At 68.5% G+C, this 21,823-nt stretch carries 24 protein-coding genes; 11 read left to right on the top strand and 13 right to left on the bottom strand.

The genetic code is table 11. From position 1 onward, the window contains the following. The first annotated feature begins 7 nt into the window (after positions 1 to 7). The gene (locus DMP23_RS34015) at positions 8 to 640 is read left to right on the top strand and encodes a TetR/AcrR family transcriptional regulator (protein ID WP_337823527.1); all 633 of its coding nucleotides are present in this window, start codon (positions 8 to 10) and stop codon (positions 638 to 640) included. On the opposite strand, the gene DMP23_RS34010 is transcribed toward DMP23_RS34015, so the two are convergent. Together DMP23_RS34010 and DMP23_RS34005 are read right to left on the bottom strand one after the other, a co-directional pair. Further along, positions 637 to 1,695, bottom strand: a complete 1,059-nt coding sequence (locus tag DMP23_RS34010; protein ID WP_337823526.1) for an ankyrin repeat domain-containing protein — start codon at positions 1,693 to 1,695, stop codon at positions 637 to 639. The two genes, DMP23_RS34015 and DMP23_RS34010, sit on opposite strands and share 4 nt — an antisense overlap. Positions 1,696 to 1,734: 39 nt before the next feature. Next, positions 1,735 to 2,208 (bottom strand): MarR family winged helix-turn-helix transcriptional regulator, encoded by a 474-nt coding sequence (locus DMP23_RS34005; protein ID WP_337823525.1) that lies wholly within the window; start codon positions 2,206 to 2,208, stop codon positions 1,735 to 1,737. A 55-nt stretch (positions 2,209 to 2,263) separates the two neighbouring features. Here DMP23_RS34005 and DMP23_RS34000 point away from each other — a divergent pair, with 55 nt between their 5' ends. The 3 genes from DMP23_RS34000 (at position 2,264) to DMP23_RS33990 (ending at position 5,020) form a co-directional block, all read left to right on the top strand. Beyond that, positions 2,264 to 3,094: an LLM class flavin-dependent oxidoreductase gene (locus DMP23_RS34000; RefSeq protein ID WP_337823524.1), complete on the top strand. Its 831-nt coding sequence runs from the start codon at positions 2,264 to 2,266 to the stop codon at positions 3,092 to 3,094. A 78-nt stretch (positions 3,095 to 3,172) separates the two neighbouring features. Further along, positions 3,173 to 4,267, top strand: coding sequence for an alpha/beta hydrolase family protein (locus DMP23_RS33995; RefSeq protein WP_337823523.1), 1,095 nt, complete (start codon positions 3,173 to 3,175; stop codon positions 4,265 to 4,267). Between the two features lie 105 nt (positions 4,268 to 4,372). Then, on the top strand, positions 4,373 to 5,020 hold the full coding sequence (locus tag DMP23_RS33990; protein WP_337823522.1) for a hypothetical protein: 648 nt from the start codon (positions 4,373 to 4,375) through the stop codon (positions 5,018 to 5,020). Positions 5,021 to 5,091: 71 nt separating this feature from the next. On the opposite strand, the gene DMP23_RS33985 is transcribed toward DMP23_RS33990, so the two are convergent. Continuing rightward, positions 5,092 to 5,715 carry a TetR/AcrR family transcriptional regulator gene (locus DMP23_RS33985; protein ID WP_337823521.1) on the bottom strand — a complete coding sequence of 208 codons (624 nt, stop codon included), beginning with the start codon at positions 5,713 to 5,715 and terminating at the stop codon, positions 5,092 to 5,094. Between the two features lie 64 nt (positions 5,716 to 5,779). Between DMP23_RS33985 and DMP23_RS33980 the strand changes: the two genes are divergently transcribed. After that, positions 5,780 to 7,843, top strand: a complete 2,064-nt coding sequence (locus DMP23_RS33980) for a HelD family protein (protein ID WP_337823520.1) — start codon at positions 5,780 to 5,782, stop codon at positions 7,841 to 7,843. On the opposite strand, the gene DMP23_RS33975 is transcribed toward DMP23_RS33980, so the two are convergent. After that, positions 7,825 to 9,024, bottom strand: a complete 1,200-nt coding sequence (locus tag DMP23_RS33975) for a glycosyltransferase 87 family protein (RefSeq protein ID WP_337823519.1) — start codon at positions 9,022 to 9,024, stop codon at positions 7,825 to 7,827. The two genes, DMP23_RS33980 and DMP23_RS33975, sit on opposite strands and share 19 nt — an antisense overlap. Before the next feature lie 21 nt (positions 9,025 to 9,045). Further along, positions 9,046 to 9,864 carry an AraC family transcriptional regulator gene (locus DMP23_RS33970; RefSeq protein WP_337823518.1) on the bottom strand — a complete coding sequence of 273 codons (819 nt, stop codon included), beginning with the start codon at positions 9,862 to 9,864 and terminating at the stop codon, positions 9,046 to 9,048. A gap of 97 nt (positions 9,865 to 9,961) precedes the next feature. Between DMP23_RS33970 and DMP23_RS33965 the strand changes: the two genes are divergently transcribed. Beyond that, positions 9,962 to 11,371, top strand: coding sequence for an amidase (locus tag DMP23_RS33965; RefSeq protein ID WP_337823517.1), 1,410 nt, complete (start codon positions 9,962 to 9,964; stop codon positions 11,369 to 11,371). Here the strand turns inward: DMP23_RS33965 and DMP23_RS33960 are convergent. From DMP23_RS33960 to DMP23_RS33950, 3 genes are read right to left on the bottom strand one after another with little or no spacing between them, the layout of a single operon-like run. Next, positions 11,368 to 13,746 carry an excinuclease ABC subunit UvrA gene (locus tag DMP23_RS33960; protein WP_337823516.1) on the bottom strand — a complete coding sequence of 793 codons (2,379 nt, stop codon included), beginning with the start codon at positions 13,744 to 13,746 and terminating at the stop codon, positions 11,368 to 11,370. The two genes, DMP23_RS33965 and DMP23_RS33960, sit on opposite strands and share 4 nt — an antisense overlap. Positions 13,747 to 13,789: 43 nt before the next feature. Continuing rightward, a complete protein-coding gene (locus DMP23_RS33955) occupies positions 13,790 to 14,200 on the bottom strand; it encodes a VOC family protein (RefSeq protein WP_037809456.1) in 411 nt (136 codons plus the stop codon). 10 nt (positions 14,201 to 14,210) lie between these two features. Next, entirely contained in the window at positions 14,211 to 14,654 is a 444-nt protein-coding gene (locus DMP23_RS33950; RefSeq protein WP_009085513.1) for a helix-turn-helix transcriptional regulator, read from the bottom strand. Between the two features lie 107 nt (positions 14,655 to 14,761). On the opposite strand from DMP23_RS33950, the gene DMP23_RS33945 reads away from it, so the two are divergent. Beyond that, positions 14,762 to 15,646, top strand: a complete 885-nt coding sequence (locus tag DMP23_RS33945) for a hypothetical protein (RefSeq protein ID WP_337823515.1) — start codon at positions 14,762 to 14,764, stop codon at positions 15,644 to 15,646. Here DMP23_RS33945 and DMP23_RS33940 read toward each other — a convergent pair. Together DMP23_RS33940 and DMP23_RS33935 are read right to left on the bottom strand one after the other, a co-directional pair. After that, on the bottom strand, positions 15,643 to 16,281 hold the full coding sequence (locus tag DMP23_RS33940) for a pyridoxine/pyridoxamine 5'-phosphate oxidase (protein WP_037809175.1): 639 nt from the start codon (positions 16,279 to 16,281) through the stop codon (positions 15,643 to 15,645). The genes DMP23_RS33945 and DMP23_RS33940 overlap by 4 nt on opposite strands. Position 16,282: 1 nt before the next feature. Then, positions 16,283 to 16,954, bottom strand: coding sequence for a hypothetical protein (locus tag DMP23_RS33935; protein WP_134664711.1), 672 nt, complete (start codon positions 16,952 to 16,954; stop codon positions 16,283 to 16,285). 95 nt (positions 16,955 to 17,049) lie between these two features. On the opposite strand from DMP23_RS33935, the gene DMP23_RS33930 reads away from it, so the two are divergent. Continuing rightward, positions 17,050 to 17,577: a DUF2020 domain-containing protein gene (locus DMP23_RS33930; RefSeq protein ID WP_199817341.1), complete on the top strand. Its 528-nt coding sequence runs from the start codon at positions 17,050 to 17,052 to the stop codon at positions 17,575 to 17,577. Between the two features lie 139 nt (positions 17,578 to 17,716). Then, complete coding sequence (locus tag DMP23_RS33925) at positions 17,717 to 18,169, top strand: DUF6918 family protein (RefSeq protein ID WP_067578357.1); 453 nt, start codon at positions 17,717 to 17,719, stop codon at positions 18,167 to 18,169. A gap of 64 nt (positions 18,170 to 18,233) precedes the next feature. Here the strand turns inward: DMP23_RS33925 and DMP23_RS33920 are convergent, their stop codons facing one another. Further along, positions 18,234 to 18,875 (bottom strand): hypothetical protein, encoded by a 642-nt coding sequence (locus tag DMP23_RS33920; RefSeq protein ID WP_337823514.1) that lies wholly within the window; start codon positions 18,873 to 18,875, stop codon positions 18,234 to 18,236. 205 nt (positions 18,876 to 19,080) lie between these two features. Between DMP23_RS33920 and DMP23_RS33915 the strand changes: the two genes are divergently transcribed. Then, a complete protein-coding gene (locus DMP23_RS33915) occupies positions 19,081 to 19,605 on the top strand; it encodes a peptidylprolyl isomerase (protein WP_037809177.1) in 525 nt (174 codons plus the stop codon). A gap of 43 nt (positions 19,606 to 19,648) precedes the next feature. Continuing rightward, entirely contained in the window at positions 19,649 to 20,602 is a 954-nt protein-coding gene (locus DMP23_RS33910; RefSeq protein ID WP_337823513.1) for a rhomboid family intramembrane serine protease, read from the top strand. Here DMP23_RS33910 and DMP23_RS33905 read toward each other — a convergent pair. Together DMP23_RS33905 and crgA are read right to left on the bottom strand one after the other, a co-directional pair. Next, the gene (locus tag DMP23_RS33905; protein ID WP_337823512.1) at positions 20,591 to 21,016 is read right to left on the bottom strand and encodes a PH domain-containing protein; all 426 of its coding nucleotides are present in this window, start codon (positions 21,014 to 21,016) and stop codon (positions 20,591 to 20,593) included. The genes DMP23_RS33910 and DMP23_RS33905 overlap by 12 nt on opposite strands. A gap of 85 nt (positions 21,017 to 21,101) precedes the next feature. Further along, on the bottom strand, positions 21,102 to 21,368 hold the full coding sequence (gene crgA / locus DMP23_RS33900; protein ID WP_037809181.1) for a cell division protein CrgA: 267 nt from the start codon (positions 21,366 to 21,368) through the stop codon (positions 21,102 to 21,104). Between the last annotated feature and the right edge of the window lie 455 nt (positions 21,369 to 21,823).

The following is a 21,823-nucleotide window of genomic DNA, read 5'->3' as shown; positions in this document are numbered from 1 at the left end:
GAGGGCTGTGGCAAGGCAATACAGTGCCCCGCAGCGCGAGGAGAAGGCCCAGGCCACCCGCGCGCACATCGTGCGGACGGCGCGCGGGCTGCTCCTCGGCGGTGGTGGCTACGCGGGCATGACGATCAGTGGCCTCGCCGAGGCGGCGGGCGTCAGCCCCCAGACGGTGTACAACTCCGTCGGTGGCAAGGCCGAGGTCATCAAGGCGGTCTATGACGTGATGCTCGCCGGCGACGAGGATCAGACGCCGATGAGCGAACGTCCCGAATTCCGCCGGGTGGCCGACGCGACCGACGTGCCGTCCTACGCGGCCGCGTATGCCGCTTGGGTGCGCGCCATCTCCGATCGGGTCGGGCCGCTGCTCGGGGTGCTGGTCGAACACGGTCCCGGCGGCGACAAGGTGCTCGAGGCCTTCGTGGCGACCATCGACTCCGAACGCAGAAAGGGCAACACGAATAGCCTGCGCGGTCTCGCGGAACGCGGGCACCTGCCGCCGCAGAGATTCGACGAGGCGGTCGACGCGGTCTGGACGCTCACCGCGCCCGAGGTGTACGACCGGCTCGTCCGACGCTGCGGATGGACATCGGCGGCCTTTGAACGATGGCTGGCCAACCAGTTGGGCGCGGTGCTGTCCGGTTAACGGTGGTAGTCCGGCGTGGTCATCGGCAACGGGGTCGGGTTGAGCCGGACCCACGCGACGGCGAGTTCGGACAGCCGGGCCAGTTCGTCGTCGGCTCCGTTGCCGGAGCGGATGCGCTTGGCGAGGGTCTGCGCTTCCTGAAGTTCGGGCAGCGGGGTGCCCGACGCGAAGCAGGCAGGGAGCGCGTCGGCCATCGCGCGGAACGAGCGGTCCCAGTTGATGCTGCCGTTGTCGAGGATCTCGTGCGCAACTTTGCCGGAGAGACGGATCGCTTCTCCCTGCACGGTTTTCGCCGCGCCGGAAGGCGGTACGAGCAGCTCCCACAGATGGTCATGCTGCTTCTGCCAGGGTCCGTCGGGCACCGCGATCGGGGAGGTTCCGTCGTGGATCAGCCGCGGCGGGACCGGTTCGACGTCGAACAACCGGTACAACTCGTGCAGTCCGGCGTCGGTCGCGTCGAGGAGATCGTGGCTGAAATTCGGGCGGTGGAACTCGAATTTGGCCCCGATCCGGCGGACCAGCTCTCGCGCCTCGTCCGGTATGGGAGCGCCGGCTTCGAGGAGCAGCGCGGCAGTTTCGGCCATCCCGGCGATCCCGATGTTCTCGGTGAGCTGCAAGCCGTGCAGGAGCGGGGTGCGGCCTGGTTTGCCGTCGATCGTCGCGTGCACATTCGCGCCGTGCTCGATCAGGACTCGTACGGTCTCCGGTCTTTGCCTGCCGGCCGCACCGTGCAATGGAGTACCGCTGTGCGCGCGTGACCGTTCGATGTCCGCGCCGAGCGAAAGCAGCAGCGGGATTTGCGCAGCCGCGCCTCTCGCGGCTCGTGTCCACAGTGGAGTCTCGGCGTACTGGTTGGCGGCGTCCACGTCGAGGCCTTGCTCGACTAGCCAGACGATGAGTTCGTCGGGACACTCGAGAAAGCCAATCGCAGTCTCCTTGCCGTAGCCGCCGCGCGCGGCCAACTCGGTGCGCCGGAACACTGCCTGGAGTTCTGCGAGCGATGCGGAGGACAGCAGTTCGCCGAAGTTCTTCGGCAGCGTTTTTCGCTTGCGCATCGAGGGTTTCTCCTTGGCGTGGCATCCGGCGACGCCAGCTTAGGTCAGTTCGGACCGCAGACGATGGCGCAGCTCGATGAGCGTCTGCCGGGCCAGTTCGAGGCGTTCCAGGTCCAAGCCGTCGGTCGTGCGGAGAGCCAGATCTTCGTACGCTGCTTGCATTCGGTGCAAAGCCGTGCGTCCGGCCGGAGTCGCTTCGAGCAGTTTGGCGCGTTGGTGCGCGGGGTTCGGGCGATAGCCGGCGAGGCCGTCGTCGACAAGCAGGTCGGCGACTCGTTGGACGCTTTGCCTCGTGTGGCCCAGCTGCGAGGCGATGGTTACGACCGGGGCGGCTTCCGCTTCGACCGCGGCCAGCACCTGGTACCGCGCGACGCTCAACCCCGTCGGGCGGGCGATGCCGTTGCCGACTGCTTCCAGGACGTCGGAGAGCCGGATGACCTCGTCCATCAGGTCGTTGTAGGCGTCGCAGGCCTTCTTGACAGCATGCTGTCGTATCGCTAGCTTGTCGGACATGACAGCATGCTGTCATTGAGAGCCGGGTCAGGCAACAGTTCGAGAGGATCATCGGGTGCGAATCAGCATCGGACTTCCGAATCAAGTGCGCGACGTCGACCCCGCGGTCGTGCCGCGGTGGGCGGCGCGGGCGGAGGAGGCGGGGTTTTCCTCGCTGGCGACGATCGGCAGATACGCGTATCCGGGGGTGAGCGACACGGTTTCGCTGGCCGCCGCGGCCGGGGCGACGACACGGATCGGTCTGCTGAGCGGCGTGCTGCTCGCGCCGACGTGGCCCGGAGCGTTGCTGGCCAAGGAAATCGCGAGCATCGACGGGGTTTCCGGGCATCGGCTGACGTTCGGGGTCGGGGTGGGGCTTCGGGAGGAGGAGTTCACCGTGCCTGGGCTCGGCGCACGTGGCCGGGGCGCGCGATTTGATGCGGACCTGGAGACTTACCGGGAAGTCTGGGGCGGCAAGAACGCGGCGGTGCCGAGCGGGACCCGGCAGGTGCCGATGTTGTTCGGCGGCTACACCGAGCAGGCGTTGCGGCGGATGGTGCGGTGGGGCACCGGATACATCGCCGGTTCGGGCTCGGTGGCGGCGACCGCTCCTCGGTTCGAAGCGGCGAAACGTGCTTGGCGCGAGGGCGGCCGGACCGGGGAGCCGCGGCTGGTTTCGTTGGCGTACTTCGTTTTGGGAGACGTCGACGCCGGGTTGGCGAACGTCCGGGACTTCTATCGGTTGGCTCCGAAGGAAGTCGCGGACAGTGTCGTGCCCTGTGTGTCTCCGGAGATGGTCCAGAAATGCATCGCGGATTTCGCCGAGCTGGGCGCGGATGAGTTGGTCTTCGTGCCGACGACTGACGACGTCGACGAAATCGCCCGGCTGGCGGACGTCGTCAGCTGAGCATCGTCCTGGAAGATGACTTCGCTATCGGGGGCATCACCGATGCTGCCGGGGGTCGCGCGGCTCCAAGCTGGAGTCATGAGACTACGCGTAATTGCGATCGTCGCGGCGATGCTCGCCGTGGTCGGGGCGGGGACAGCGCAGGCGGCACCGAGATTGGCGTTGCCGCGGCCTGGCGGGGTCAGCCCGGTCGGGACTACTGCCTTTCACTTCACCGACACTTCCCGCGCGGATCCGTGGGTTCCTTCGCAGCGGCGGGAAATGATGGTGACGCTGTGGTATCCGGCGCAATATCCCGGATGGCGGCCCACGCAGTACCTCACTCAGCGAGAGTCGGAGCTGATGGTGAAGGAGCTGGGCGATAAGTCAGTTCCGGAGGACGCGCTGACGAAGGTGCGGACACACTCCACTGTGGACGCTCTGCCGCAGTTCCGGCGGATGCCGTTGGTGGTGCTGTCGCCTGGGTTCACGTTGCCGCGCGCGACGTTGTCGTCGTTGGCGGAGGAGTTGGCCAGCCGCGGGTACGTCGTGGCGGGGATCGGGCACAACTACGAGTCGACGGCGATCACCTTCCCGGACGGGCATACGACGGAATGCGTGGCATGCGTTGCGAAGGACTGGGTGAAACTTGTCCAAGCCCGGGCGGCGGATGTGTCGTTCGTACTCGATCGGCTCGTGGGCCGGAATCCGGTGTGGGGCGGCGGGCGGCTGATCGACGCGCGGCGGATCGCGATGGTCGGGCATTCGATCGGGGGAGCCAGCACGGCGCCGGCGATGCTGGCCGACCGGCGGATCCGCGCCGGCGCGATGCTGGACGGCATGTACTACCTCCCGGTGACCGGGCTGGATCGGCCGTTTCTGCAGTTCGGAGCGCCGGTGCACGAGCCGGGCGGGACGGTTGATCCGTCGTGGGATTCGGCGTGGCGCGAGATGACCGGATGGAAGCGGTGGATCACCGTTAACGACGGGGAACACAGCATGTTCACTGATCAGCTGCTGCTCTGCCAGCAGGCCGGGGTGCCGGTGCCGGGACTGAAGATCGATCCGCTGCGGGCGATCCGGGTCAGCGAGGCGTACCTGACCGCGTTCCTGGACGAGCACCTGCGCGGGATGCCCCAGCGGCTGCTGGACGGGCCGTCGCCGCGGTACCCCGAAGTGCGGTTTTGGGGCTGAAGCGCTTTCCCGACGAAGTCCGCGGAATTTCTTCGCAACCCTCTCCAGCGGTGTGCGTCTCTATAGGCAAAGGGAAAGCCAAGAGCTGGTCAGGGGAGAATGGAAATGCTCAAGAAGACTGTCAAATTGGCCACCGTCGGAGCGGCTCTCGGTGCGGTCGCACTGCTTTCCGCGTGCTCTGGCCAGAATTCGGCAGCCCCGGCGAGCAACCAACCCGCCCCGGTCAACGTCGCGGCGAAAAGCCAGGTGCAGCAGCCGGAAACGCCGGTGAAAAAGGGCGGCAGCGGTGGTGGCGGGGCCAGTGCGGAGGACGTTAATTGCAGCACCCTCGGGGGTCCGGTCGGTCCGCGGAAGGTTGATTTGATCGCGGACGAAACCAAGGCAGGTACCGTTGGTTGCGTCGAAGCGTTCAATGTCATCACCGAATACTTCGACAATATCGACAAGGCCGTCGGGTCCAACTACATGATGACTGTTCGGGGCTGGCAGTGCCTCACCGACACCGGCGCGGAGGGCACGCACGAGATCCGCTGCGCGAAGGACGGTTTCAAGCTGCACACCACGCCGCCCAAGGATGAGAACACTCCGGACCCGCAGGAACAGGGCACCGGCTACAACGGGGTGCCGATCGACCCGCCCGCCGACCAGGACCAGGGCACCGGCTACCACGGGGTTCCGGTGGACCCGCCGAACGCGCAGGACCAGGGGACTGGGTACCAGGGCGTGCCGGTCGACAGCCCGGATCAGAACTGAGCCAGCGCGAGCTGCGGGAGCGGGCCAGGCCTTGCGAGGTCTGGCCCTTTTCGCGCGGCCCGCGGACTGAGTCACAGGACCGAAGCCAGCCCCTCCCGCAACATCCGATACGCCGCCTCCGCCTGGGCAACAGCGTCCGGATAAGTTTCATCAGCGCTACGCCCACCGCGGATTTCCCGGGCGTTGTGGAACCCCAAGATCCGCTGCGCCCCGAAGATCTGCGCAGCCACCAACCGTGCGGTGAACTCGTCCGGAACCCCGCACGACGCGCGCAGTTCCTCGACCAGTTCCTGTTCCTTCTCCAGCAGATACGTGGCAAGCCGCGCCAGTAGCGCAGGCGTTGAGTACAGCAGCGTGTGGCACGTGATCGCGTCCGGCGAGTCGTTCAGGCCGGTCAGCGGGTCGCGGGCGGCCAGGCGGTCCAGGAAAGAACGTTCCAGCGCGGACAGTGCCGACACCTCAGTCGGCCGCGCGCGGACGATCTCCGCGGGGCCGTTTTCGTCGACGAACTGGTGGATGACCAGATCTTCCTTCGTCGGGAAGTACGCGAACAGCGTCGGCTTCGAGATCTCGGCCTCGGCGGCGATGTCGGCCACCGACACGCCGTCGAAGCCGGATTCGCGGAACAGGCGCAGGGCCGCCGAGGCGATGGCTTCCCTCGTGCGGCGGCGTTTGAGCTCGCGCAGTCCTGACACGGCCGTCAGCCTAACCGGAACTCGAACCAGGATAAAAACTTGACTCGGTTGTATATTTAACCCAGTGAAGATACTGGAACCAGAGATCCGGGCGGAGCGCGAGTTTCTCCAGGCCTGTCACGCCGAGCTGGACCGCATGCGGGCAGAGATCAAGACCGCGATCGCGACGGGAATGGGCGAGGGCGACGCGGTCGACGACAAGTACTTCAACCACGTCCTCAGGCAGTTTCGCATCGAGATCGCCGAGGAGCTAGCGGATATCGACGAGGCGCCGCTCTTCTTCGGCCGCCTCGACTATCCGCCGGGCGAGGTCTACGAGGCGGCGCGCGGGTCGCATACCCGATCGCCCGAGCATGACCTCGTTTACCTGGGCCGCAGAGGGATTCGTGACGACGACGGCGAACCTCTGGTGATCGATTGGCGGGCACCGCTCGCGAGGGCGTTTTACGAAGCCGATCACGATCATCCGATGGGCGTGCGGGTCCGGCGGCGCTACGGGTTCGACCAGGCCGGAGTGCTCAGCGCGTACGAGGACGAGCCGCTCGATCAGCCCGGCTCGTCAGAGAATCGGCTGCTCACCGCGGAGATCGAGCGGCCTCGGCAGGGGCCGATGCGCGACATCGTCGCGACGATCCAGCCGGACCAGATGCGGCTCGTTCGCGCGCCGGTCGACCGGACGATCTGCATCCAGGGCGCACCGGGCACCGGCAAAACCGCGGTGGGGCTGCATCGGCTGGCGTACCTACTCTACACCGAGCGGGTGCGGCTGCAGAAGGCAGGCGGGGTCGCGGTGATCGGGCCGAACCGGTCGTTTCTCGCTTACATCGCGGGTGTGCTTCCGGCGCTCGGCGAGGTGGCGGTTTCCCAAGCCACGATTGACGAACTGACCGGGGCGGGCCAGCCCGCGGACTACGTCGACGATCCGCGGACGGCGCGCATCAAGGGCGACGTCCGGATGGCGGAGGTCGTCCGGCGGCACGTGTGGGCGCGGATCCGGCCGGTCGACCGGACGCTCGAGGTGAAGTACCAGCACCGGACCTGGCGGTTGTATCCCGAGGACATCGCCGAGGAGCTCACGGAAATCCTCAGCCGCGGCGCGGATTACAGCGCGGGGCGCGAATTGCTGGCCCAGCGGCTCGCGCATCGGGTCCTGCGCGAGATGGAGCGGTCCGGCGGCACGAGCGCGACTCTGCATCAGCTTCGCCGCAATGCCGCGATCAACAAGGCGGTCCGCGACATGTGGCCTGCCGTCGAGCCCGCGCGGCTGGTCTATGACTTGCTTACCGATAACGCACTTCTCGCCGAAGCGGCCGACGGAATTCTCACTGCGGAGGAACAGGAAGCGCTCATCCGTCCGCGTCCGCGCAGTCGCAAGGCGATGACCTGGTCGACGCTCGATCTCGCGTTGCTGGACGAGGTCGCGGCGCTGATCGAGCGGCCGGCGAAGCTCGGGCACGTCGTGGTCGACGAGGCGCAGGACCTCAGCCCGATGCATTTGCGGGCGATCGCGCGCAGGCTGGCCGGTGCGTGCACGGTTCTCGGCGACGTCGCGCAGGCGACCAGTCCGTCCGCGGTCCGCGATTGGACGACCGTGCTGACCCATCTAGACCGGCCCGGCGGGCGGATCGAAGAACTCACGCACGGCTACCGCGTTCCGGCGGATGTCCTCGACTTCGCTGCCCGGCTGCTCCCGCACATCGCGCCGGAGCTGCGGAGTCCCACGTCGTTCCGGCATTCCGCGGATGCCTTGCACCTGACCGAAACGGACGAGACGGTCGCCGCTGCGGTCGACGCTTGCGCGACAGCTTTACAGGAGGAAGGGTCGATCGGGCTGCTGGCCGCGGACGCGGATATCCCCGAATTGCACCGCGTCCTCACCGAGCGCGGGCTGGACCACACGGTGCTGGGTACCGAGGGGACAGCCCGGATTACGCTGGCACCGGTGAGTTTGGCGAAGGGGCTGGAGTACGACACGGTCCTGGTGGTCGAACCGGCGCGCATCGTGGCGGCGGAAGAGCGTGGGCTGCAACGGTTGTACGTCGCGCTCACCCGCGCGGTCAGCACCTTGCACGTACTCCACGCGGACCCGTTGCCGGAGCCGTTGCTGGCTCAGACCGCGGCGGTCTGACGGCGCGTCGAGTAGCACTGCCAGCCCAGAAAACCCAGCGCCAGCAGCAAGTAGCTGTTGCCGATGACGTGCTCGACCGGTCCCCAGGACAGCTCCAGGTACCCGTTCTTCGGCAGCCACGCATGCGGGGCGATCACGAAAATCGCCGCCACGGCAGCCAAACCGGCGACCGCGGTCCGGGTGTGCGCGCGAGCGGCGAACAGCACGATCGCGGGCACGATCCACACCCAGTGGTGCGACCACGAAATCGGCGAACACACCAGAATCGCCGCCGCGTTGAGCAGGAACGCCATCGACGGGTCGGCGCGCAGCATCGCGGGAACGGTCAGCGCGAGCGCGGCCAGGGTCAGCACCGCGACCAGGATCAGCGTCGGCGTTTCGGCGAGCCCGAACCGGTGCACCGCGCCCTGGATGGTCTGGTTTGTCGCGAAAATCGATCCGCTCATCCCGGACGCGCCGGTCAATCCGCCGCCGAACCAGTACTTCATCGACGCTTCCGGCGCGATCACGAACCCGGCCACGCCGGCGAGCACGAAGGTGATCACTGTGGTCAGTGCCGCCCGGAAGTCCCTTTTCAGCAGGAAGAACAGCAGGAATCCGGCCGGGGTGATCTTCATGGCGGCGGCGAGGCCCAGCAGGACGCCGCGGGGCAGCCGGGTCCGGGGGCCGAGGCAGTCGATCACCACGAGGGCCATCAGCAGGAGGTTGATCTGCCCGAACCACAACGTCTCGCGGACCGGTTCGAACGCCAGCGAACCAGCGCCGATCACGAGCGCCGCCAGCATGGCGGTCCGCCGCTCGGCATGCGGCCGGACCACGACGTAGACCGTCCCGCACAAGCACGCCAGCGAGACGGCGAGCATCAGCATCGCGCCCAGCGGCAACGGCATCGCGGCGAACACCAGGAACACGACGGCCGCGAACGGCGGGTAGATGAACGGCAGGATCAGCCCGGCGCGGGTCGGCGGGAGCGGACCGTAGACGTCCTCGCCCTGGGCCAGCGCCCGCGCGCCGGACCGGTAGATCTCCAGGTCGAGCGGCCACATCGTGCAGACGAGCCACAGAATCGTCACTGCCGCCGCCACCGAGGCGAGGACCAGCAGGAACACCGCCGGACGACGGGTGCCGGCGTCGTCTAGCCACCGGCGCAGCGCGACAGCGGGGGGCCGGATGGAAGTCACTCCGCGATCATGCCGGTGCGATCACCCGTTCGCGCAGTGGGGGCGAGACCAGGCGACCTCGTCGACCGCGAGCCACGGCGCGTTCGCGGCGGCGGAGGGGGTGACCCCGGCGAAGGCTTTGACCTCGTGGTGCAGGTGCGACTGGTCGACGTAGCCGCTCTCCACCGCCACCAAAGCGGGACTTTCGCCAGCGGCGAGCCGGTGCACCGCGTGGTCGAACCTGACCAGCTGCGCGGCGCGTTTCGGGCTGAGCCCGAGCTGGCTCCGGAACCGGGACCACAGGCGTTTCCGGCTCCATCCGGTCTCGTCGGCCAGTTGCTCGATCCGCACCTGACCGTGGTGCGCGTCCATCCGCCGCCAGGCGAAGGCGACTTCCGGATCGACCGTGCGACCGGCCTCGTATCGCTTGCCCAAAGCGGCTTCTACCAGGGCGAACCGGTCGTTCCAGGAGTCGAGCGCGCGCAGCCGGCCGGGCAGTTCGGTGGGCCAGACGTCCTCGAGCGACACGACCTCGCCGCTCAACTCCGTCCCGAGCACCGCGTGTGCGACCTCGGGCGACAGCCGGATCTGCACGCATTCGATGCCCTGCCCGCGCACGCGCATCCCGTGCGGCACGAGTCCGGCGACGACGCTGCCGCGCGTCACGTCGTTGACGAGCAGCTTTTCGCGCAGGTTGAGAAACAGCGTGACGGCCGGGTACGGGACCACTGTCAGGTCCACCTGGTCCACGGTGTCGCCGACGAATCCGGCCATTCGCACCCCGGGCAGCCGGAGCGGCCGGGACGGCACGGCGATGCCCCACACCGCTGGTCCGTCGCGAGCCCACTCGGCTGGTCGCATGCCGCCATCGTACGTAACTTCGCCCGCGCGACATTTCTCCAAGACCGGCCACCACCGCCCCGACCAGGCTGAACGGGTACCGGAAAGGGGATCCGTGATGATCAATCCGTTCAGCTCCGCCGTCGAAGTCGCCGCCGCCATCCGCGCGAAGGAGGTGAGCCCGGTCGAGGTCGCTGATTGCTACCTGGACCGCATCGCCGAGCTGGATCCGAAGTTCAACGCCTTCTGCTTCCGCGCCGACGACGAGGTCCGTGCCGCGGCGAAAGCCGCCGCCGACGCTGTGGTGCGGTGCGCGCCGGAAGAACTGCCGCCGTTCCACGGGGTTCCGCTGCCGATCAAGGACCTCGTCAACGTCCAAGGCTGGCCGACCACTTACGGCTCGCTGGCCACCGACCGTTCCCCGCAGCCCAAGTCGGACCCGATCGTGCAGCGGTTCACCGACGCGGGTTTCCTCCCGCTCGGCAAGACCACGACGTCGGAATTCGGCGCGGTGCCCTTCACCGAGAGCGAGGCGCAGGGCATCTCGCGCAACCCGTGGGACCCGGACCGCACGCCCGGCGGTTCGTCGAGCGGCGCGGGGGCCGCCGTCATCGCCGGAATGGCCCCGGTCGCGCACGCGGAGGACGGCGGCGGGTCGATCCGCATCCCGGCGTCGTGCACCGGTCTCGTCGGGCTGAAGCCGACCCGCGGCCTGGTCACGAACGCCGTGGTGGAGGTCGAGGGCTTCGCGACCAGCGGAGTCGTCAGCCGGACGCTGGCCGACACCGCGGCCGCGCTGGACGTCCTCACGCGGCACGACCCGGGCGCGTGGTGGTCGCAGCCGACGCCCACCCGGTCGCTCACCGATGCGCTGAACACCGAACCCCCGACTCGCCTGCGGATCGGTGTCCTCACCACCTCGCTGATCGACGGCATCGAGGTCGACCCGGCCTGCCTGACCGCGGTCGACAAAACCCTTCGCGCGCTGGAGGAAGCCGGACACCAGATTGTCGACAAACCGCTTCCGCTGCCGACATCCGCGGAACTGCTGGCGACATTCCTGAAGGTCTGGAACGTCGCCAGCGCAGGCGTCCCGGTGCTCGACCAGGACCGCATCGAACCGCACAACCGGGCACAGCGCGAAGCCGCGAAGTCGGTCGATTCCTGGACTTACGCGGAGAGCGTGCACCAGACCCAGGTGTTCTCCCGCCGTATTGTCGAGGCCTTCGTCGGCAGCTTCGATCTGCTGGTCACGCCGACCATGGCGTGCCTCCCGCCGAAGGTCGGCGCGTGGCGAGCGAGCGGAAATCCGGTGGTGGCCGCGTACCCGATGGGCGTGTTCACGTCGCTGTTCAACGTGACCGGCCAGCCCGCGATCTCCCTCCCGCTGCACCACGACGCGGCGAGCGGCCTGCCGGTCGGCGTCCAGCTGGTCGCCGCGCCCTGGCGGGAAGACCTGCTGCTGCAGGTCTCCCGCACCCTGGAACAGGCGCTGCCCTGGACCGACCGGCGGCCGCCGCTCGACTAGCCCACGTAGGCGGCCAGGTGCTTCCCGGTCAGCGTCCGCTTCTTCTTCACCAGCTCGGCGGGCGTCCCCTCGAAGACCACCTGGCCGCCGTCGTGCCCGGCCCCAGGGCCGAGGTCGATGATCCAGTCGGCGTGCGCCATCACGGCCTGGTGGTGCTCGATGACGATCACCGACTTGCCCGATTCGACCAGGTGGTCCAGCAGCCCGAGCAGCTGTTCCACGTCGGCGAGGTGCAGGCCGGTGGTCGGCTCGTCGAGGATGTAGACACCGCCGTTCGACCCCATGTGCGTGGCCAGCTTCAGCCGCTGCCGCTCGCCGCCGGACAGCGTGGTCAGCGGCTGTCCGAGGGTCAGGTAGCCGAGTCCGACCTGTTCCATCCGCTCGAGAATCCGGTGCGCGGCGGGGGTTTTCGCGTCGCCGTCGGCGAAGAACGCGGTGGCCTGGGCGACCGACATCGCGAGCACCTCGCTGATGTCGCGTCCGCCGAAGTGGTACTCCAGCACCGAGGCGTCGAACCGCTTGCCCTCGCAGACCTCGCAGGTGGTGGCCACCCCGGCCATCATCCCGAGGTCGGTGTAGATGACGCCGTTGCCGTTGCAGTTCGGGCACGCGCCCTCGGAGTTGGCGCTGAACAGCGCGGGCTTCACGTTGTTGGCCTTGGCGAAGGCTTTACGGATCGGTTCGAGCAGCCCGGTGTAGGTCGCCGGGTTGCTCCGCCGCGAACCGCGGATCGGGGCCTGGTCCACCGACACGACGTCGTCGGATTCCCGAATGGACCCGTGGATCAGCGAGCTCTTACCCGATCCGGCGACCCCGGTGATCACGCACAGCACGCCGAGCGGGATGTCGACGTCCACGTCCTGCAGGTTGTGCGTGTTCGCGCCGCGGATTTCCAGCACACCCGTGCGCTCCCGCACCGATGGCTTGAGCGAGGCACGGTCGTCCAAGTGCTTGCCGGTCAACGTCTTGCTCGCGCGCAGACCGTCCACAGTGCCCTCGAAACACACCGTGCCGCCGTTCGTGCCCGCGCCCGGGCCGAGGTCGACCACGTGGTCGGCGATCGCGATCGCTTCCGGCTTGTGCTCCACCACGAGGACGGTGTTTCCCTTGTCCCGCAAGCGGAGCAGCAGGTCGTTCATCCGCTGGATGTCGTGCGGGTGCAGGCCGATGGTGGGCTCGTCGAAGACGTACGTGACGTCGGTGAGCGACGAGCCGAGGTGCCGGACCATCTTCACCCGCTGCGCTTCGCCGCCGGACAGCGTGCCCGCCGGACGGTCCAGCGACAGGTAGCCGAGACCGATCTCCACGAACGATTCGAGCGTCTCGTGCAGCGATTTCAGCAGCGGCGCGACCGACGGGTCGGACAGCTTCCCGACCCAGTCGGCGAGGTCGCTGATCTGCATCGCGCACACGTCGGCGATGCTCATCCCGTCGATCTTGGACGACCGCGCCAGCTCGCTCAGCCGCGTCCCGTCGCATTCCGGGCACGTCGCGAAGGTGACCGCGCGGTCCACGAACGCGCGGATGTGCGGCTGCATCGCCTCGACGTCCTTGGACAGATACGACTTCTGGATCCGCAGCACCAGACCCTCGTAGGTCATGTTGATGCCTTCGATCTTCATCCGCGTCGGTTCCTTGTACAGGAAGTCCTGCAGCTCGCGCTTCGTGTACTTGCGGATCGGCTTCTCCGGGTCGACCAGGCCGGACCCGGTGTAGAGCCGGTAGTTCCAGCCGCCCGGGGTGTAGCCGGGGATGGTCAGCGCGCCCTCGGCGAGCGACTTCGAGTCGTCGTACAGCTGGGAGAGGTCGATGTCGTTGATCGAACCGCGGCCCTCGCAGCGCGGGCACATGCCGCCGGTGACGCTGAAGCTGCGCCGCTCCTTGATCTCCTTCCCGGCTCGCCGCACGGTGACCGCACCCGCACCGCTGATCGAGGCGACGTTGAACGAGAACGCCTGCGACGACCCGATGTGCGGCGTGCCGAGGCGGCTGAACAGGATCCGCAGCATCGCGTTGGCGTCGGTGGCGGTGCCGACCGTCGAGCGCGGATCGGCCCCCATCCGCTGCTGGTCGACGATGATCGCGGTGGTCAGCCCGTCGAGCACGTCGACCTCGGGACGGGCCAGCGTCGGCATGAAACCCTGCACGAAACTGCTGTAGGTCTCGTTGATCAGCCGCTGCGATTCGGCCGCGATCGTGCTGAACACCAGCGAGCTCTTGCCCGAGCCGGACACCCCGGTGAACACCGTCAGCCGGCGCTTCGGGAGTTCGACGCTGACGTCCTTGAGGTTGTTCACGCGGGCACCCTGCACGCGGATCAGGTCATGGCTGTCCGCGGCGTGCCCCGGCGTGGTCTTCCCCTTGGCCTTGGTCATCTCTCTCCCAGTTTCTTTTCCCGGCGGTCCGGCTCGGACTGCTTCAGCTCGCTTGCTGGATGCGGATGAGGTTCCCGGCCGGGTCGCGGAACGAGCAGTCCCGGACGCCGTAGGGCTGGTCGGTGGGCTCCTGCACGACCTCGGCGTCGCTGGCCTGCAACCGGTTGAAGGTCGCGTCGACGTCCTTCGTGGCCAGGTTCAGCGCGGCGTAGGTGCCCTTGGCCATCATTTCGGTGATCATCCGGCGTTCGTCGTCGGTGAGGCCGGGGAACGCGGCGACCGGCTGCAGCACGAGCGAGGTGTCCGGCTGTCCGGGCGGGCCGACGGTAATCCAGGCCATGTCGCCGTATTTGACGTTGTTGCGCACCTCGAAGCCGAGGACGTCGCGGTAGAAGGTCAGCGTCGCTTCCGGATCGGTGTGCGGGAGGAAGCTCGCGTGAATCGTCATGTCCATGCCGATCACACTAGGTTCGCGCCGAACGGGGTGCTTCTCGATTCCTGATCGGTCGCGTGACCTGTTTGGCGACGCACGGAGCCATGCCCTCGGTCGCCCCGGTCTCCTCCTGGCGGTACACGCTCGGCGGCTTTCCGACCAGCTCGGTGAAGCGCGTGCTGAACGTCCCCAGCGACGAGAACCCGACCTCGAAACACACCTCGGTGACGCTCAGGTCGCCGCGCCGGAGCAACGCCATCGCGCGCTCGATGCGGCGGGTCATCAGATACGAATACGGCGACTCTCCGTAAGCGGCGCGGAACTGCCGGCTCAGGTGCCCGGCGGACACGTTGACGCTCCGCGCGAGCGCCTCGACGTCCAGGGGACGCGCGTACTCGCGGTCGATCCGGTCGCGCACCCGGCGCAACCGTGCGAGATCGGCCAATCGCTGCGCGTCGTCCGGTTTGCTGGTCACTTCCGAATCGTGCCACGGCGATCGCCCGAGCCCCAGCAATCCGCTCTTTCGGGCTGGTGGCCGATTCGTTCAAGACCCGCGCGCCGGACTCGTGCGACGGTTTCCGGGTGACTGTGAACTTGGAGGCCGTCGCCCCGTTCCTCGCCGGGCACGGCAGGGTGCTGGACCAGCGGCGGTTCGAGCTGCTGAACGGAAACGGACGGGCCGAGGAGGTGCTCGCGGCGGTCGCCGCCTACCGGAATCCGGACGGCGGATACGGCTGGGGCCTGGAGCCGGACCTGCGCGCGCCGGAAAGCCAGCCGGGCGGCGCGCTGCACGCGTTCGAGGTGTTCGCCGATGTCGCGCCGGTGACCACGCCGCACGCGGTGCAGCTGTGCGACTGGCTGGAATCGGTGTCGTTCACCGACGGCGGGCTGCCGTTCGCGTTCCCGGTCGCCGACCCGGCCGCGTGCGCTCCCTTTTGGACCGGAGCCGATCCGGCGGCGTTCTCCTTGCAGAGCACCGCGTTCGTCACGTCCGCGGCGTGGCGGGTCGCCGAACCCGACCCGGCGGTCGCGGCGCATCCGTGGCTCGCGCGGGCGACCGAGACGTGCCTGCGGGCGATCCGGGAGCTCGAGGAGATGCCGCACGTCATCGAGTTGAGCTTCGCGATCCACCTGCTCGACGCCGTGCACGGCAGGTATCCGGAGGCCGATGAACTCCTGACGAAGCTGGGGAAGTTCTTGCCGGAGAGCGGAATCGTCCCGGTGCAGGGCGGTTCCGAGGGCGAGGTGCTGCGTCCGCTCGACTTCAGCCCGGTGCCCGGCCCGTCCCGGCGGTTGTTCACCGCGGAGGCGATCGAAGCGGATCTGACCCGGCTGGAACAGGGCCAGCAGCCCGACGGCGGGTGGACGGTCGACTTCGCCAGCTTCTCCCCGGCGGCCGCGCTGGAATGGCGCGGTTACGCCACCGTCGGCGCGATCGCCAAGCTGCGCGCCAACTCGCGGCTCTAGGGCCAGAGGCGTTCGCGGACCCAGCCCGCGGGTTCGCGGCGGTAGCGGACCCGGAGGTGCTGCCGGTCGTGCGAGGCCTGCCAGAACTCCACCGATTCCGGCTGGATCAGGTAGCGCGTCCACGTTTCCGGTGCCACATCCGGGTTCTCGGCTACCCAATCCGCAGCCGCCGCGGCCGCTTCAACCAGCTTCGCCGGATCGGAAAGCACCTCCGACTGATGCCCGACGTACGCCTCGGCCCGCGACGCGGGCGGCCGAGCGAGGAAGTCGTCGGCGGACACCTCGGGCGCGGCCGGGACCACCAAGCCGCGCACCCGGACCTGACGTCCGCGGCCAGGCCAGAAGAAGGTCAACGCCGCGCGCGGATTCGCCGCCAGCTGCTGGCCTTTAGGGCTTTCCGAACTGGTCGCGACCGCCCAGCCGTCCGCGTCGACGTTCTTCAGGATCACCACGCGAGCGTCCGGAGCCCCGTCGGCGTCCACTGTGGACAGAGTGACGGCGTGCGGGGCCAGCACGTGCTCGCCCGCCTCGGTCAGCCAGGCGAGGAACAGCTCCTCGGGCGTTTCCGGGGTGTGGTCCGGGTCGAATTCCGGGAGCTGTTCGGGAAACGACTGCCAGCCGCGCAACGAAACCATGTCACCGACCGTACGGCGGTTGCCCCGGCGGCGGGTAGTGCGGCGGCTGCGGCCCGGCCGGTCCGGCGGCGGGCGGGGGACCGGTCTGCGGCATCGGCCCGGACGGGATCTGCCCCGGGAACCCACCGGGACCCGGTTGCGGGGGCTGACCGTAGGCGGCCTGTTGCTGCTGCCATTGCACCTGCTGGAGAGCCTCGCCCGGCTGCGGGAAACAGAACGTCAGCTTGGCCCTGATCGCGCCGTGCATCGCCGCGCCCCAGAGCTTCCCGCCGGTGAACGCGTAGGTCGCGCCCGCCTGCGGATCCACCGCGACCATCCGGGTTTCGCCGCCGAACTGGTTGCTCGTCTTCGCGCTCGCCAGCTGCGCGGCGTCCGGGTGCACGCGCCCGACGAGCCCGCAGATCACCACCGACGCGGCGGTCCAGCCGATCGTGCCCTGCACGTTGGCGCGGGCGTGCTGGGTCGCCATGCCGGTGAACTGCTGCAGCGTCGCCGCGTCGATCTCCGGATAGGCCCCGGCGACCACGCAATAGTTCATCGTGGACAGCATGATCGACTCGGTGAACAGGCCGACCGCGCACGTCACCGGTCCGATCTGGACGGTGTTGAGCCTGCCGCCGCTGCGCACCACGCGTTCGGCGACCACCTGCAGGTACTGCTCGGGCGTGAGCACGTCCGCGACCTCCCCGGGCTGGGCGGAATCCGACGTCATCGTCGCACGCGCCGCCTTCGCACGGACTTCACCGGGCATGGTTGACTGTGCCCGCCATGCGCCGACTTCTCGTTCTCGCCCCAGCCCTGGTCCTGCTCGCCGGCTGCAACCCGTCGAGCCCGGCGAAGGAGACTCCGTCTTCGGCGCCGGCGAGTTCCGCTTCGGCCTCCGCGGCGCTGCCGCCGGATCCGCAGCCCGCGCGCACCGCGGAGTGTCCGTACCTGTCCAACGAGACGGTGCAGGACGCGAACGGACAGCACGTCACCAAGGTGAGCGTGTCCGACGACGAGCCGCATCCGACGTGCTTTTTCTACCGCCCGGACGGCAGCCTCCAGCTGACCGTGCGGGTGTACGTCGGCAAGAGCGACGTCGCTACCGCGCTGGTCAACAAGGCCGCGCCGGTCGACACGTCGAACCCGGCTTCGGAGCCCGCGGGGTGGAAGGGCGGCTACCAGCCCGCCGGGGACGGAGTGGTCTACGCCGTCGCCAAGGGCGAGGCCGCCGTCATCGTGACGAGCAACCAGAAGCAGAGCATCAAAGCACGCACAGTGGCGAAAAAGGCTATCGCTGCCCTGAAGCTCTGAGTAACGGGCTCCGCACGGGTGAGTGAAGTTGATCTTGTATTACTCTAAGCAGCACGCGCGGTTCCCCCAACACTCGCGCGGCGGGTGCCCGTCCGGCACCGAATACTTGGTTACCCCTTTTGACGACAAGGACAGATTCGTGGCTGACACCCTCAAGGAAATCCTGCTCGACTCGAGCCGTCGCCCCAACGTGGTCACCGACCTCGGAGAGCTCGTGGACGCCGAGGTCTCCGACAAGGGCGGGGTTTCGGGCGCGGTCGTGAAGACCGGCTTCGCCGCCGTCAAGAAGATCAAGCCGGGCATCATCCCGTCCGCGGTCGACAGCCTGCTGGACGACTTCGCCGGTGCGCTCGAGCCGTTCTACGGCGACTACCGCGCCCAGGGCGGCAACGACTTCGGCGCCTACCTGACCAGCCGTTCGGACGAGGCGTCGGACGCGCTGCTCGGGGTCACCGACAGCCGCGCCGAGCGCAGCAGCCGCGACAGCATCAAGAAGGTCTACTCGAAGCTGCGCCCGAACGGCAAGAAGAACGTCGAGGAGGCGCTGCCGCGTCTCGGCCAGCTGATCGACAAGCACGCCGCCGCGGTCTGAACCGACTGAGCGACAACACGAAAAAGGGCCCCGGGACGCACTTCCCGGGGCCCTTTTCGCGCGTTCAGTTCTTCTTCTCGGCAGCCGACGGGCTCGGCGCCTTGCCGTTCGTCTTCGGCTCGCCCGGCTTGGCGTCCTTCGCGTCCTTGGCCTCGGCGGCCGGCTTCGCGGGCGGAGCCGGGGGAGCAGGCGGGGTGGCCTTCGGCGGCACCGGGGCGACCGGCGGCTCCTGCTGCCGCGACTTCAGCGCGACGGCGGTGCCGACCGCGACCGCGCCGAGACCGAGGATCCACGGCCAGCGGCGACGCTTGCGGGCGCCCTTGGCCGCGCTCTTCGCCTCCTCCAGAGCGGCGCGGAACTCCTTCTTCGCCGCTTTGAAGTCCTTCTTGCCGCGGCGCTTCGACTCGCCCGCCGACGCGGCGGCCTTGATCGCGGCCTTCTTGGCCTTGCGGCCCGGCTTCTTCATCTCGGCGATGCGGGCGAGCGCTTCCTTGCGCGCCGCGGCGGAGCTCTTCTTCAGCTCCTTGCGGGTCAGCTCCGTCTTCTTCGCCAGCTTGCGCCGGGCGCGGCGGCTCCGCTTCCCCAGCTCCTCCGCGCCGGCCTCGGCGGCCTTCGCGCCCGCCTTGCCCGCCTCGACGACCAGCTTCCGCAGGTCCGCCGAGCCGGACTTGGCCGACTCACCGACCGATTCCACGGCCCGGGTCATGGTCTTCACCTCATCAATCGTTGTGAAACAGATCTGTTGCTTGACATCTATCCTGCCCTTTTTCCGCCGACACCGCTGCGGCTTCCCGCTGCGGGCCTCGCGGAAACCTCGGGAAAGTGCCTTCTTCCTGGGCCGGTGTCCAGCGCGACGGGCCGGGGACGCCCCTGAACCCCCCATTTGTGCGAAGGGGTGGCACGATGGCGGCGTGACTGAAAGCGCCCGCAAGGCCACCCTGCACACCAACCAGGGTGACATCCACGTGAACCTGCTGCCCGACCACGCGCCGAAGACCGTGGCGAACTTCGTGGGGCTGGCCACCGGCTCCAAGGAGTACACCCAGCCGAACGCGAAGGGCGGCAACTCCGGTCCGTTCTACGACGGCTCGATCTTCCACCGCGTCATCGACGGCTTCATGATCCAGGGCGGTGACCCGACGGGCACCGGCCGCGGCGGCCCCGGCTACAAGTTCGGCGACGAGTTCCACCCCGAGCTGCAGTTCTCCAAGCCGTACCTGCTGGCCATGGCGAACGCCGGGCCGGGCACCAACGGCTCGCAGTTCTTCATCACCGTCGCGCCGACCTCGCACCTGAACTTCCGGCACACGATCTTCGGCGAGGTCGCGGACCAGGAGTCCCGGGGCGTCGTCGACGCCATCGCGACGACCGCGACCGGACCGGCGGACCGCCCGCTGTCCGATGTGGTCATCGAGAAGATCACCGTCGAAGACTGACGCGCCGCAGGCAGGGATGGGGTTTCGGTAGGTTGGAGTCATCGTGAGCCAACCGCCGAACCCGTCCGCGCCCTCTCTTCCCGGTTGCTGGTGGCATCCGAACCGCCCGACCGGCCTCAGCTGTGCCCGCTGCGGACGTCCGGCCTGCCCGGACTGCCTGCGCGAAGCCCCGGTGGGGTTCCAGTGCACCGACTGCGTCCAGTCCGGGGCGCACCAGCAGAAACAGCAGCACCGGCAGTATCAAGACGCCGGAATGGGCTCCCGCACGATCGCCGGGGCCCGGCTGTCGAACTCTTACACCGTCACGGCGACTCTGATCGCGGTGAACGTGGTGGTCTTCCTGATCACCGTCATCCAGGCGAAGAGCCTGTTCAACAACAATCTGTCCCTCACCCACGCGTGGTTTTCCCTGGAGCCCGTGCTCACGCTCGGCGCGGGCGAGTGGTGGCGGATTTTCACCTCGGGCTTCCTGCATTACGGACCCATCCACATCGCGGCGAACGCGTTTTCGCTGTGGATGATCGGCCGTGCGCTGGAGCAGGTCTTCGGCAAGGTCCGGTACCTGGCGCTCTACTTCGTGTCGATGCTCGGAGCTTCCACCGCGGTGCTGCTTTTCGGGGATGGCAGGCCGACGGTGGGCGCCTCCGGCGCGATCTTCGGGCTTCTCGGCGCCTACGCGGTCATCACGCTCAAACTGCGCCTCAACCCGACCGCGCTGCTCATCAACCTGGTGATCAACGCCTACATCACCTTCACGATCCCCGGCATTTCGATCTGGGCCCACGCTGGCGGCCTCGTTACCGGGGCTTTGGTGACAGCCGCCATTCTCTACGCTCCCGCCCGCAACCTGGTCCGGTGGCAGGCGATCGGCACGGCCGTCATCGCGATCGCGCTCGCCGGGCTGATCAGCTGGCGTGCCACGGACTACCCGTCGCTGGATTGCTCCCCCCGGCTGGTTCAGGGGGAGTACCGGTACTCGTGCGAGCTATCCCGCTGAGCGGGCCCGGAGTTCGGTAAGCACGTCCAGCACGTCGCGAGGATCCTCGCCGAGGTCGGTCTGCCCGAAAATGAACAACTGCTCGTCGCGCTCCAGTTCGAGCGTCACGCCGTCGCGGCCGAGGCGGCGGGTGCTGCGCAGCCGGACCGTCGTGCCGGTCCACGGGAGCCGGTGCGTGCCGGAGAGCGTGCGGGCCTGAAGACCGTGCTCGTCGGCGGCCAGGCGCGGCCGCACGAGCGTCCAGTGGCCCGCGAACGCGCCGACGGCCAGGGTCGCGAGGCCGGTGAGCACCGCGCCCTTGCCGTCGCCGAAGAACGCGTCCGCGACGGTTCCGACCAGCAGCAATGCGGTCAGGCCCCACGCCACTACCACGAGGTTTCGGCGCGGGGCCCAGGAGGTCGGGTGGTTATCCACAGGGGTTATCCACACTGGGGATGAGTCACACCGGTGTGATTCGGTGTCAATCGGCCGACCGGAGCAAAGCTGATCCGGCGGATGGTCAGCGCCACCGCATCGTCATCAGCAGGCCGGCGATCATCGCGGCGAATCCGATGGCGAAATTCCAGTTTCCGAGCTCGCTGAGGAACGAAACTTTGTCGCCGGCGATGTAGTTCACGACCAGCCACACCAGCCCGAGGAGCATGAGGCCGAACATGACGATCTTGTAGAACAGGTTCGACGGTCCCGCGGCCTGGACCTTCACCGGGGTGCGGCGGTCGACAGGCGGGGTGTACGCGGTCTTCTTGCGGACCTTCGACTTCGGCATCGTTTCCTCGCGTGCTCTCGGGCATTCCTGGTGGCGGCATCCTGGACGAGGTCCCGCTGTCGGGGTGCGCAACCAGCGCCACGTGCACACGTTAACGTAAAGGACGGCTCCGCAGCACCGGGCGGGAGCGGTCGGGTTTCTCAGACTGTGACAATAGCGCCACCTGGAGTGCCGACGAGGCCTCCGGCCGGGCGCGGGAGGAGCTTGCGTGACGCCGCAAGATTGGCCGGGCGAGGACGACCGCCGCCCCGGCACCGGACCTGACCGCCCGGTCCGCCGTCAGCCGCCGCCGCCGAGAAGGCAGCCAGGGGAGACCCCGCCGCGGCGAAGAGTGGCCGGGAACCCCAGCGGCAGATCACCCGAACAGCGCACGCCGATCGACCGGGGCGGACCGCGCCGGGACGGCGGCGAAAACCGGCCCGTGCAGGGCCGGCCGGGCGAAGGCAGGCCCCGCG

Origin of the sequence: Amycolatopsis sp. A1MSW2902, from assembly GCF_017312175.1 — a bacterium.
In the GTDB taxonomy this organism is placed as follows: Bacteria; Actinomycetota; Actinomycetes; order Mycobacteriales; family Pseudonocardiaceae; genus Amycolatopsis; species Amycolatopsis nivea.
This window is presented reverse-complemented; position numbering and strand designations above follow the sequence as displayed.

What these genes read in the sequence shown, in the direction of transcription:
- DMP23_RS33990 (WP_337823522.1), top strand. Translation starts at nt 4,373, where the DNA reads ATGCTCAAGAAGACTGTCAAATTGGCCACCGTCGGAGCGGCTCTCGGT.
- crgA (WP_037809181.1), bottom strand. Translation starts at nt 21,368, where the DNA reads ATGCCGAAGTCGAAGGTCCGCAAGAAGACCGCGTACACCCCGCCTGTC.
- DMP23_RS34005 (WP_337823525.1), bottom strand. Translation starts at nt 2,208, where the DNA reads ATGTCCGACAAGCTAGCGATACGACAGCATGCTGTCAAGAAGGCCTGC.
- DMP23_RS33960 (WP_337823516.1), bottom strand. Translation starts at nt 13,746, where the DNA reads ATGACCAAGGCCAAGGGGAAGACCACGCCGGGGCACGCCGCGGACAGC.
- DMP23_RS33930 (WP_199817341.1), top strand. Translation starts at nt 17,050, where the DNA reads ATGCGCCGACTTCTCGTTCTCGCCCCAGCCCTGGTCCTGCTCGCCGGC.
- DMP23_RS34010 (WP_337823526.1), bottom strand. Translation starts at nt 1,695, where the DNA reads ATGCGCAAGCGAAAAACGCTGCCGAAGAACTTCGGCGAACTGCTGTCC.
- DMP23_RS33970 (WP_337823518.1), bottom strand. Translation starts at nt 9,864, where the DNA reads ATGCGACCAGCCGAGTGGGCTCGCGACGGACCAGCGGTGTGGGGCATC.
- DMP23_RS33920 (WP_337823514.1), bottom strand. Translation starts at nt 18,875, where the DNA reads ATGACCCGGGCCGTGGAATCGGTCGGTGAGTCGGCCAAGTCCGGCTCG.
- DMP23_RS33995 (WP_337823523.1), top strand. Translation starts at nt 3,173, where the DNA reads ATGAGACTACGCGTAATTGCGATCGTCGCGGCGATGCTCGCCGTGGTC.
- DMP23_RS33955 (WP_037809456.1), bottom strand. Translation starts at nt 14,200, where the DNA reads ATGGACATGACGATTCACGCGAGCTTCCTCCCGCACACCGATCCGGAA.
- DMP23_RS33940 (WP_037809175.1), bottom strand. Translation starts at nt 16,281, where the DNA reads ATGGTTTCGTTGCGCGGCTGGCAGTCGTTTCCCGAACAGCTCCCGGAA.
- DMP23_RS33965 (WP_337823517.1), top strand. Translation starts at nt 9,962, where the DNA reads ATGATCAATCCGTTCAGCTCCGCCGTCGAAGTCGCCGCCGCCATCCGC.